We start from the raw sequence: 11,265 nt of genomic DNA, 5'->3' as shown, positions 1-11,265 counted from the left end.
GATTATCCTGTCATTACCCCACGATCCCGGATCCTTTTCCGCGCGAAGGTTTAGGTGGGATGACCCCATATGCGGTTGCTAAGATGGAGACCTTGCTCTCGCGGGTGAGCGCGATCCTGCCCGGCCGGTCCGGCCGGGGGCTGCGTACCGACGCCCCGCCTCCGCGCCTCGCCCTCTCGCACGATGGAGGTCTATGACGAGCGCTCGCGCACCTGTTCCCGGGACCCGACCGTTCGCGTCCACCCTTATTATAGCCATCCTTCTCATCGTCATCCCCGCTATCGGCTTCCTCTCTGTCTATGACTACGTGCAGGCCGAAGCGAGGATGACCTCGGACCTCGCCACCCTGCAGAGCGTCACCGAGAAGAGCATCCGCGAATCGATCACGGATACGGATGCCGGGCTCAAGCTCTTCGACGATTCGCTCAATCTCCGGTTGCAAAGAGGGCTTACGCTCTTTCTTGAAGAGTATGAGCGGGCGGGAGGGGACCCGTCCCAGATGGATCTCTTCGCAATCAAAAGAGAGCTCGGGGGCGATATGGATCTCTACGTCATCAACCAATCTGGGGTCGTCGAGTACACCACCTATCCTCCCGACCAGGGCCTTGACTTCAGAGAGATGCCGGAGTTCTATGCGGAGATCACCCGGATGCGTCTCGGAGACGAATTCTTCCCCGATCGCGTGGTATACGAGCGCGCAACCGGGCAGGTCCGGAAGTATGCCTATATGCCGACGCCGGACCACCGGTACCTTCTCGAGATCGGGCTCGTGCCGGGTGCGTTCGTGGAGGAACGGAACCGGTTGCGCTCACAGCAGAGCACGCAGGAGTTCGTCGCCTTAAACCCGTATCTCGAGTCGATCCGCGTCTACGACACCTTCGGGAACCCTGTCGGAGAGACCGGTGAGCCCCCCGACGCCGAAAACCGGGCACTCGTCACCGGGACCGTCATCCCCGGGAGAGCGGATTACGAGATGCGGGATGATCGCGGAAGGCAGGTCCGGTACCTCTTCATCGATCTGAAAGATCCGGATTACCCCTCGGATCCGAGCGTCGTCGTCGAGCTGACGTACAACACCGCACTCATCCAGAGCCAGCTCGACCAGATGCTCTACTACCGCGCTGCCGTTGCAACCCTCGCGATAGTTCTCTGCAGCGGGATCATCTTCCTCGTAGCCCGCCGCCTCACGCGCCCGATTGAAGAGATCATCGATGACGTCGACGTCATCGCGCAGGGAGACCTCGATCACACCGTCCGGACCTCGGCGACCCGCGAGGTAATGAGGCTCGAGCGGAGCATCAACACGATGGTCGCGAGCCTGAAAGCGGGCATACGGCGCCTCCAGGACTCGGAGGAGACGATCCGGGAGTACAGCGAGAACCTGGAGGAGCAGGTCGAGGAGCGGACGGCGGAGTTGCAGGAGTCGACGGAGAAGGCGAACCTGTACCTGGATATCATGACGCACGATATCAAGAACGCCACCAACACCGCGAGCCTTTATGCGGATCTCCTCCTCGAAGAGCTCGAGGGGGAGCCGCGGAATTATACCGAGAAGATACAGAGGAGTCTTGGAAAGAGCACGGAGATCATCAGGAACGTCAACACCATCAGGCAGATCCGGGAAGAAACCGCGGTCCTTCGACCTATCGCGCTCGACCCCGTCATCCGGTCGGAGATCGGGCACCACTCTGACGTGAAGATCACGTATCCGGGCAGCACGGCAGTTGTCCTTGCTGACGATCTCATCTTTGAGATCTTCACGAACCTGATCGGGAACGCGGCGAAGTTCGGCGGCCCTGCAGTCGAGATCGCCGTCGGGGTGGAGGACGAGGGCGAGTTCGTCCTGGTCTCGGTCGAGGATACCGGGCCCGGCATCCCCGACGAGCGGAAGCGGAGCCTCTTCAACCGTTTCAGCGGGGGCGAGAGCGAAAAAAGCGGCCGGGGTCTTGGCCTCTACATCTGTCGGATGCTTGTCACGCGATACGGCGGGACGATCCGGGCAGAGGATCGGGTGGAAGGCCGGCCGGAATGCGGGGCGGCCATCAGGCTCACGCTCCGGAAGGCCGCCTGACGCCGGCCTCGCTCACCCGACGATCTCCTGCACCCGGCCGACCTGGCCGTTCTGGAGCCGGACCTTGATCCCGTGCGGGTGAAACGATGAGTTCGTCAGGATCTCGGCGACGATTCCGCGGGTGCGCTTCCCGGTCTTCTGATCCTGTTTGAGCATGATATCCACCGTCATCCCGGGGCGGATGGCGGCCCGGTTCTGTCCGTTCATGGCAGCATCAAGCGGCGGGGTTACTCCTCGCCGCCGTCCTGCTCCGGTTCCGACCCGTTCGAGCCGGAGACGGGGGTCCTCATCTGCGGGAAGAGGAGAACCTCCTTGATGGAGTCCTTGCCGGTGAGGAGCATCACGAGCCGGTCGATCCCGATCCCGACGCCGCCCGTCGGGGGCATCCCGTAGCCGAGCGCGTTGATGAAGTCGTAATCGACCATCTGCGCCTCGAGGTCGCCCCTCTGGCGCTTCGCGTCCTGCAGTTCGAGCCGCGCCTTCTGGTCGAGCGGGTCGTTCAACTCCGAGAAACCGTTCGCCATCTCCATCCCGGCGATGAAGAGCTCGAACCGCTCCGTCATCCCTTCCTTTGAGCGGTGCTTCTTTGCGAGCGGCGAGTTCTCGACGGGGAAGTCGTAGACGAATGTCGGCTGGACGAGCTGCTTCTCGCCGAAGTGCTCAAAGAAGAGCACCAGGTACTCGCCGCGGGTCGTGGCGCTCTCGCAGCCCTCGACGCAGCGTTCGAGACCGAACGCCCGGAGCTCCTCAAGGCTCATCGCGTTGATGTCGATCCCGGCGTACTCCCGGACCGCTTCCTCCATCGAGAGGCGGCGCCAGGGGCGGGTGAAGTCAAGTTCCTGCCCGGCAAACGAGCATACGGGCTTTCCGTGTATCGTCTCTGCGAGGTAGGAGAAGATCTCCTCGGTGAGGTCCATCATGTCGTTGTAGTCCCGGTAGGCCTCGTAGATCTCCACCATCGAGAACTCCGGGTTGTGGTTGGTGTCGATGTCCTCGTTCCTGAAGTTCTTTGCGATCTCAAAGACCCTGTCGAACCCGCCGACGACGAGGCGCTTGAGGTAGAGTTCCGGCGCGATCCGGAGGTAGAGTTTCTGGTCGAGAGCGTTGTGGTGAGTGGTGAACGGCCGGGCGTTCGCGCCGCCGTAGATCGGCTGCAGGGTGGGCGTCTCGAACTCCAGGTACTCCCGCTCGAAGAGGAACTGCCGCAGGAGCGATATGATCCTGCTCCGGGTCCGGAAGGTCTCGCGGCTCTCCTCGTTCATGATCAGGTCGAGGTAGCGCTGCCGGTAGCGGGTCTCGACGTTCTTGAGCCCGTGGAACTTCTCCGGGAGCGGGCAGACCGACTTCGTCAGGAGTTCGAACCGGTCGACCCAGATCGTGATCTCGCCCATCTTCGTCCGGAAGACGTGGCCGACGACGCCGATGATGTCCCCGGCGTCGACGTACTGCCGGAAGAGGTCGAACTGCTCCTCGCCGAGATCGTTCTTCCTGAGGTAGAGCTGGAGCCTGCCGTCCGAGTCCCCCATGTCCGCAAAGATCGTCTTGCCGTGCTGGCGGACGACGTAGACGCGGCCGGCGGTGCTGACCTCCTCCTCGCTTTTATCGTGCCCGATCCCGGAGAACCGTTCCTTGATCCCCGTGACGGTATCCTTTCGCTCGAAGGTGTAGGGGTACAGCGTCACCCCGCGCTCGCGCAGTTCCTGCAGTTTATCGATCTTTGTCGTGTCAAAGCAGAGACGATCAGTATCACTCATAACGTATTCAGCTCCCTTCGCCCTGCAGACCATATCGAGCCCCAAATGCATCTTTGCCGCCGTCTGATGGGGCAGGGCCGCACCCTTCACCGGGAAATTCTAGTATAATGTTTCTCTCGGGGGTATTAAGGTTGAGTGAGCGACGGACGGAACGTCCGGAGCTCGAGAAAACGCGAAGCGTTTTCGAGCAGCGACGGGCCGCAGGGCCGGAGCTCGAGCACTGCAAGTGCGAGCAGCGACAGGCCGCAGGGCCGGAGTTAGAGCACTGCAAGTGCGAGCAGCGACGGGCCACCAGGTGCGAGCCGCGAAGAACGCGAAGTGCACCGCCTCCCGGACACACGGGAACGGCCACGCCCCCGGAGTCTGCCCGCGCCGGCCCAGATCGCAATGCATAAGAAGGTTATACGAGTTATCGTCAATAGTGTGGGCATGGAAGAGGAGACGGGGAGAGAGGTAGCGATGGAGAGGCTCGCCGCGGTCATCGGCGAGTGCCGGAAGTGCCCTCTCTGGGAGAATACCCATCATGCGGTCCCGGGGGACGGGAACATCCGGGCCGACCTCATGTTCATCGGCGAAGCGCCGGGAGAGCGGGAGGATCTCACCGGGAGGCCGTTTGTCGGGCGGGCGGGAAAGCTGCTCGACAGCCTCCTTGCGGGGATCGGCCTTGTCCGGGACGAGGTCTTCATCGCGAACATCGTCAAGCACCGGCCGCCCGGGAACCGCGACCCGCGGGACGAGGAGATCCGGGCCTGTACCCCGTATCTCGAGGAGCAGATCCGGCTGATCGGGCCGAAAGTCGTCGTGATGCTTGGCAGGCACTCGAGCAGGTACATCCTCTCCTTCCTGCCCGTGGAGTTTAACCGGATCACGGAGATCCGCGGGACCGTCTACCCGGGCCTCCTCTTCGGCCACCCGGTCCGCCTCATCCCCACCCTCCACCCCGCCGCCGCGCTCTACAACCCGGCGTATCGAAAAGCCCTGGAGGAGGATTTTACGATCGTCAGGCGCGAACTCACTGAGGCCGGAGGGTCTGCACGAGAGGACTGAACTCTCATGGCAAAAGAGCGATCATACGGAGCGGTTGTCGTCCGGCGGGATACGGTTCTCCAGTACCTTATCCTGCAGTACGGGGCCGGACACTGGGACCTGGTGAAGGGGCACGGCATACGCGGCGAGAGCGAAGAGGAGACCGTGCTCCGGGAGCTCGAGGAGGAGACCGGGATCACGCAGGCCGCGTTCATACCCGGCTTCCGTGAGGAGATCCATTACTTCTTCCAGCGCCGGGGGCGGACAGTCTACAAGGAAGTCGTCTACTACCTGATCGAGACCCCTGAAGAGAAGGTGACGCTCTCGGACGAGCATATCGCCTACCGGTGGCTCCCCTACGGTGAGGCAATGGAAGCGATCACGTTTGGAAACTCAAGAAGGGTTGTCGGCAGAGCACATGAGCACCTGGCCGCGGCCGGGGGCCCGATGAGCGGGTGACCGAGGACCGCGCGTCGGTTTCCCCTCACATCTTCCTCTCTTCCGGGAGTTCCTTCACCTCTTTTCCGAGGAAGTAACTCACGACGGTCCTGATGGCGACGAGCGCTCCGAGCGTGATCAGTTCATGGTATGTCGGTGCGAGGATCGTCCTCAGGATATCGGCGGCGACAAAGAACTCAAGGCTGATCAGGATGCGGATGGTGAACTTCCACCTGATCTCGTGGTAGCTATGGGGCCTGACGCGCGTCTCCCGGCCCAGGAGCTCGATGATCGCGATAGCCGCCCCGTAAACGATGAAGAGTCCGCCGAATACCCCGAGAGCCGTCCCGGCGATCCCGACCAACGTCTCAAGGACCATATCCGGCGAGCAGATTGCCGGCGAACGGCTTATAGGTTACAGTTCGGGTTGCAGGAGGATAGAGGGCGGGTTCCCGGGCTGAAAGTCCGGGAGGAGTCTCAACAGGCGCTCTCCGGTGCCAGCGGGACGACGACGGAGAACCCGTTATACTGTTCGACCGTGACCGGGACGCCGTAGACCGCCCCAATACTCTCCGGCGTCACCACCTCCCGGCTCCCAGCGGCGTGGATGATGCCGTCCTTTAGGAGGATGAATCGGTCGGCGTAGCGGAGCGCCATGTTCAGGTCGTGCATCGTCATCACCGCGGCGACGTTGTGCTCCTCCGCCACCCGCCGGACGATCCCGAGGATCTCGAGCTGGTTTTTGAGGTCGAGGCTGCTCGTCGGTTCGTCGAGGAGGAGCACCCGGGGCTCCTGGACGAGTGCCCGGGCGATGCTCACCTTCTGGAGCTCCCCGCCGCTCATCTCGTCGATGTAGCGCAGCGCTAGACCATCGAGGTGGAGCATCCGGATCGCCGCCTCGACGATACGGATATCCGTCTCTCTCACGTCCCACCCGATATGCGGCCGACGGCCGAGGAGGACGGCGTCGAAGACGGTCATCCGGCCGGCTTCGCACCGCTGCGGGACATAGCCCACGTTCCGCGCGATCTCCATCCGGTCTGCTTCGAGGAGATTCGTCCCTCCGACGAGGACGGATCCTGCCTTCGGCCGGAGGATGGCGTTCATGCACTTCAAGAGCGTCGTCTTCCCGACGCCGTTCGGTCCGAGGATTGCGAGGACCTGCCCCGGAGGAAGGTCGAACGTGATCTCCCGGAGGACCGATGCGCTCCGGTAATTGAAGGCCACGCCGTCGACGTCGAGGATCATCGCCGGTACCCCACGAGAAGCAGATAGATGAAGACCGGCGCTCCGAGGAATGCCGTCAACACGGCAACCGGGAGGATGTAGGGCGCCACGATGATCCGGGCGACCGTATCGGAGGCGAGGAGGAGGATCCCGCCCATCACGCAGGAGCCCGGTATCAGGTAGCGCTGGTCGTCGCCGATGAGCCTCCTCACCATATGCGGGCAGACCAGGCCCACGAAGCCGATGACGCCGAGGAACGAGACGATCACGGCGGATACGAGCGCTGCAACGACCATTCCGATATCCCTGATCCGCTCGACGTTGACGCCGAGCCCTTTTGCCGTCTCGTCGCCGGCATCGATCGCGTTGTAGTTCCAGCGGTTCGCGACGAAGTAGAGGGTGGCGGCCGCGACGACGATGGCCATGATCGAGAGTTCCTGCCAGCTGGCCCGGCCGACGTCGCCGAACGTCCAGAAGACGACGGCGGCGAGCTGGGCGTCGCTCGCGAAGTACTGGAGGAACATCGTCCCCGCCGTGAAGAGGGAGGAGAGGGCGACGCCGGCGAGCACCATCACCTCGGGAGACGCCCCGCGTATCCGGGAGATGAGCAGGATCACGGCGGTGGCGAGGAGACAGAAGATGAACGCCACCATCGTCGTCACGTAGGGGTTGTTCAAGGTGACGGCATCGGCGACCGTCGAGTGCATCTGCCCGGTGCCGAGGAGGATGACCGAGACGGCCGCCCCGAATGCGCCGGCGTTCGAGATGCCGAGCGTGAACGGGGAGCCGAGCGGGTTACGGAGGATCGACTGCATGGCAACGCCGGCCACCGAGAGCCCGATGCCGGCCACGATCGCGGCAAGGGCCTGCGGGAGGCGGATGTTCCAGACGATCCGGTCGGTGCTGGAGACGCTCACTGCGGTTCCCGGGTGGAGCAGTGCGCTGATCCGGTCGAGGGTTCCGTTCACGAGAGAGAGGAAGACGTCGTATGGAGGGATGCTGACCGCACCGACCGATATGGATACGATCAGGAGGAGGAAGAGGATTACAGTCCCCCCGAGTATCCAGAGGTGCTTCCTCCGCACGTAGCCCCGGTAGCTCGCGGGAATGGTCCCGTCTGCAAAGTGCATTGTCATACCCTCCTGTTCAAACCCGGGATTACAGCGGGATCTCCGCAAAGCCGAGGTTCCTGTACTCGCTGTTGTGGTCGGCGAAGACCGGTTTTCCGACGAAGAACGTGTAGATCTCGTCTGCCTTCTTCTCCGGGTCGACGTCGGCGAACCGGTCGGGATACAGGGTCTTCCCGATGAAGTAGGCGTCGGCGAGTATGGTCTCGTAGTTCACGTTGTAGAAGTTGTACGGGAGGACGCCGTAGACCCTGCCTTCCTTTGCGGCGGAGAGGCCCTGGAGTGCGCGATCGTTCTTCAACTCCCCGATCGCTCCGCCACCGTCGATCTGGGTCGTGCCGAGGTCGATGAAGATGTACTCGGGGTCCCAGTCGACGAGCGCCTCTTTCGCGACGTCGGCGTGGGCCGTGCCGAGGCCTGCGGCGACGTTCTTTGCGTGGACCCAGGCAAACGGCGGGTAGGCGGGCTCGGTGGAGATGATGCCGTGGGCGCCCGCCGAGGAGACGCCGCCGATGTAGACCGTCTTCTGTTCCGCTTCGGGGATATCGCCGGTCCGGTTCTCAAGGTCGGCTATCGTCGCCTCGATGTAGGCGATCACCTCTTCGGCCCGATCCTCTCTTCCGAGAACCTCGCCCATCACGCGGAGCCCGGCGTACATCTCGGCCTTCTCGGCGTCGTTCCGGAGCGAGCCGTACGCGAACGCCACGACCGGGATGCCGGTCCTCCCCTGGAGTTTGTCGGCATCGACGGCGCTGGTGCTGTACGATGTCCCGGTAGATCCGGTCTTGAAGACGACCGCAGGGCCGATGCCGAGGATCTTCTCGGGATCGTCCTTGCCCCGGAGCTCACCGATCAGGGGACGATTTTTGAACTGCGACCCGTATGCGAGGGCATAGGGCCGCCCCTCCATCGGCTGGTCCTTCTTCTCCTGGTCGTCGACGCCGACAGCGAGATCCTGTGCCTGGAGGTAGACAAGGTAGCGGAGGCACCCTGAGCCCGAACAGACGACGCTCTCGGGAGGCGACGGGACGGTGACCGTCCGGCCGAACCCGTCGGTGACCGCGGCGGTCTGGCCGGTGCCGCTCTGGACGAGGGCTGAACCGGTATCGGTGCCGGTGCACCCGGCCGTGAGCACGAAGAGAGTGAGGGCCGCGATGCTTGCGGCCGTGAGCAATCCAGCGTAGCGGAACGACAACATACTATCAACAATACTAGTAACACTGTTTATTATAGTTGTCGAATTTAGATCTATCCTGTGTGACTTAATGCAGATTCGTATTACCTGTCCCGGCGGCGGGTCCCTCTCTACCCCCCCGCTGTCCTTCTGCCATCTTCTGTGACCGGAACCGGGTCTCTTTCCGGGGGCCGGATAACTATTATGGGCGGCCGAACCTATCCCGGGTATGGAGACGCCGGCCGTGCAACCCACGGGCGACCGGCATACTGTGAGGAATGCACATGCCGGAGAGGATGTTAACCGAGTCCGAGGGATACCGCCTGCTGGACTCGTGCGGGATACCCGTGCCGCCCCACCGCCTGGTCACCAGCGCCGGCGATGCACGGACGGTGGCGGGAGAGATCGGCTATCCTGTCGTGATGAAGGTCATCTCTCCCGAGATCGTCCACAAGAGCGACGTCGGCGGGGTGATCACCGGGATCGAGGGGCCCGACGAGGCTGAAGAGGCCTTCTCGGCAATCATGAGGAACAGCGCCGCCCGCGCCCCGGAGGCGACCGTCACCGGCATCATCGTTGAGAAGCAGATGCCCGGCGGGCTTGAGGTCCTGATCGGGGGGAAGACCGACCCTTCGTTCGGGAAGGTGCTCACGTTCGGCCTCGGCGGGAGGCTGGTGGAGTTCCTCGCGGATATCTCGATCCGGGTCCTCCCCGTCACGGAAGATGAGATCCGAGCGATGATCCGGGAGATAGAGGGCTACCGGCTCATTCGGGGCTACCGGGGGGAGCCCCCGAAGGACGAGGAGGCGCTTGTCCGGATCATCGCGACGATGGCACGCAACTTCGTCGAGGACCCCCGGATCCGGGAGTTCGACTTAAACCCGGTGATCGTCTACGAGCATGGGGCGAGCGTCGTCGATGCGAGGATCATCGTCGGGGATGCTGCCGGGGGCGGGGCCGCCCGGCTCAGCGTCCGGGCACCCCCGGACCTCTTCTACCCGAAATCCATCGCGGTGATCGGGGCTTCCGCAAGCCCGAACAAGGTGGGCTACTCCGTCCTCCGGAACCTGCTCTCCTTCCCCGGCGACCTCTACCCGGTCAACCCCTCGCGGGCGGAGCTCTTCGGGCGGAAGGCCTACCCTTCCGTGAAGGCGATCCACGGTCCGGTCGACTGGGCGGTCATCGCCGTCCCGGCCCGCCTCGTCCCGGAGGTGATGGAGGAGTGCGGGGAGAAAGGTGTCCGTCTCGCCGTCATCGTCACCGCCGGCTTTAAGGAGATCGGGGGCGAGGGCGTCGAGCTCGAGGAGAGGGTCGCGGCGATCGCGAGGAAGTACGGGATCCGGATCGTCGGCCCGAACTGTCTCGGCGTGATGATGCCTCATATGGGGATAAACGCCACGTTCGACCCGGTCTCCCCGAAACCCGGTGACGTCGCCTTCATCTCCCAGAGCGGCGCGATCATCACCACCGTCGTCGACTGGAGCCTTCCGGAGGAGTTCGGGTTCTCAAGCGTCATCAGCGTCGGGAACCAGGCGGACCTCGGCTTCGAGCACTACCTCCGGTTTGCCGAGGAGGACGAGAAGACCCGGTCGGTCACCCTGTACGTCGAGGAGATCCAGGACGGGCGCGGATTTCTGCAGATCGTGGGCGATGTCGCCGCGAGAAAGCCGGTGGTGGCGGTGAAGTCCGGGTCGTCCCGGAAGGGCCGGGCGGCGGCGTCGTCCCATACCGGGTCGCTTGCCGGGAGTTACGACGTCTACATCGCGGCGTTCCGGCAGGCGGGGGTGATCCCGGCGCGGAGCCTGCGGGACGCCTTCAACCTGGCCGAGCTCCTGGCGTCCGAGGGTTACCCGCAGGGAAAGCGCGCGATCGCCGTCACCAGCGCGGGTGGGTTCGCCGTCCTCGCCTCCGACTACGCCGAGACCTACGGGGTCGATATGGTCGACCTCCCCGACGACGTGCTCCGCGAATTGAACGCCTTCCTCCCGGCGTTCTGGAACCATGCAAATCCCATGGACATCCTCGGGGACGCCGATGCCGCCCGGTTCGCCGCCCTCTTCGACGTGCTGATCCGGCACCAGGAGTTCTGGGACATCGCCTTCGTGATCGCCGTGCCGACCACCCTCGCCGACCCGGCGCACGTCGCAAACGAGATCGTCCGGTTCTCCCGGAACACGGAGAAGGTGGTGGTGGGCTGCATGCTCGGGGGCGACAGCATCAGGAGCGGCCTCCGGATCCTCCGGGGTTCCCGGATCCCGAACTTCTCGGAGCTTGAGGATGCGTTCAAGGCGGTGGGGGGCATCCTCGAGGTCAGGACAGCGCGGGCGGGCGAGCGGTCCGTTCCCGCCCGCGAAGCGCCCCGTCGGGGCGGCGGGCGGTGACTCCGCCTCCTCTCTCTGGAATCCCGCAACCTTTTTAATATTCTCTTCCGTATTCCGCTGTATCGGA

The 11,265-nt window shown here is 63.7% G+C and carries 10 protein-coding genes; 4 read left to right on the top strand and 6 right to left on the bottom strand.

All coding sequences use genetic code 11. The annotated features are described in order from the left end of the window. Nucleotides 1-193 precede the first annotated feature (193 nt). A complete protein-coding gene (locus F8E02_RS02605) occupies nt 194-2,071 on the top strand; it encodes a sensor histidine kinase (protein ID WP_317063888.1) in 1,878 nt (625 codons plus the stop codon). 12 nt (nt 2,072-2,083) lie between these two features. On the opposite strand, the gene F8E02_RS02600 is transcribed toward F8E02_RS02605, so the two are convergent. Continuing rightward, nucleotides 2,084-2,278: a YwbE family protein gene (locus F8E02_RS02600; protein ID WP_317063887.1), complete on the bottom strand. Its 195-nt coding sequence runs from the start codon at nt 2,276-2,278 to the stop codon at nt 2,084-2,086. Nucleotides 2,279-2,298: 20 nt separating this feature from the next. Continuing rightward, nucleotides 2,299-3,825 carry a lysine--tRNA ligase gene (gene lysS / locus F8E02_RS02595; protein ID WP_317063886.1) on the bottom strand — a complete coding sequence of 509 codons (1,527 nt, stop codon included), beginning with the start codon at nt 3,823-3,825 and terminating at the stop codon, nt 2,299-2,301. Nucleotides 3,826-4,254: 429 nt separating this feature from the next. Between lysS and udg the strand changes: the two genes are divergently transcribed. Then, nucleotides 4,255-4,872 (top strand): type-4 uracil-DNA glycosylase, encoded by a 618-nt coding sequence (gene udg, locus F8E02_RS02590; RefSeq protein WP_317063885.1) that lies wholly within the window; start codon nt 4,255-4,257, stop codon nt 4,870-4,872. A gap of 6 nt (nt 4,873-4,878) precedes the next feature. Continuing rightward, entirely contained in the window at nt 4,879-5,310 is a 432-nt protein-coding gene (locus F8E02_RS02585) for a bis(5'-nucleosyl)-tetraphosphatase (protein ID WP_317063884.1), read from the top strand. Between the two features lie 25 nt (nt 5,311-5,335). Here the strand turns inward: F8E02_RS02585 and F8E02_RS02580 are convergent, their stop codons facing one another. From F8E02_RS02580 to F8E02_RS02565, 4 genes are all read right to left on the bottom strand, one after another. Continuing rightward, the gene (locus tag F8E02_RS02580) at nt 5,336-5,668 is read right to left on the bottom strand and encodes a DUF1622 domain-containing protein (protein ID WP_317063883.1); all 333 of its coding nucleotides are present in this window, start codon (nt 5,666-5,668) and stop codon (nt 5,336-5,338) included. Nucleotides 5,669-5,766: 98 nt separating this feature from the next. After that, nucleotides 5,767-6,537, bottom strand: a complete 771-nt coding sequence (locus tag F8E02_RS02575) for an ABC transporter ATP-binding protein (protein WP_317063882.1) — start codon at nt 6,535-6,537, stop codon at nt 5,767-5,769. After that, the gene (locus F8E02_RS02570) at nt 6,534-7,646 is read right to left on the bottom strand and encodes a FecCD family ABC transporter permease (protein WP_317063881.1); all 1,113 of its coding nucleotides are present in this window, start codon (nt 7,644-7,646) and stop codon (nt 6,534-6,536) included. The genes F8E02_RS02575 and F8E02_RS02570 overlap by 4 nt, the downstream gene beginning before the upstream one ends. Before the next feature lie 28 nt (nt 7,647-7,674). Further along, nucleotides 7,675-8,841 (bottom strand): iron ABC transporter substrate-binding protein, encoded by a 1,167-nt coding sequence (locus F8E02_RS02565; protein ID WP_317063880.1) that lies wholly within the window; start codon nt 8,839-8,841, stop codon nt 7,675-7,677. Nucleotides 8,842-9,101: 260 nt separating this feature from the next. On the opposite strand from F8E02_RS02565, the gene F8E02_RS02560 reads away from it, so the two are divergent. Beyond that, complete coding sequence (locus F8E02_RS02560) at nt 9,102-11,198, top strand: acetate--CoA ligase family protein (protein WP_317063879.1); 2,097 nt, start codon at nt 9,102-9,104, stop codon at nt 11,196-11,198. The last annotated feature ends 67 nt before the right edge of the window (nt 11,199-11,265 follow it).

Origin of the sequence: Methanoculleus caldifontis (assembly GCF_032842345.1) — an archaeon.
GTDB lineage: Archaea > Halobacteriota > Methanomicrobia > Methanomicrobiales > Methanoculleaceae > Methanoculleus > Methanoculleus caldifontis.
Note: the sequence above shows the minus strand (reverse complement) of the source record. Positions and strands in the feature narration are given on the sequence as shown.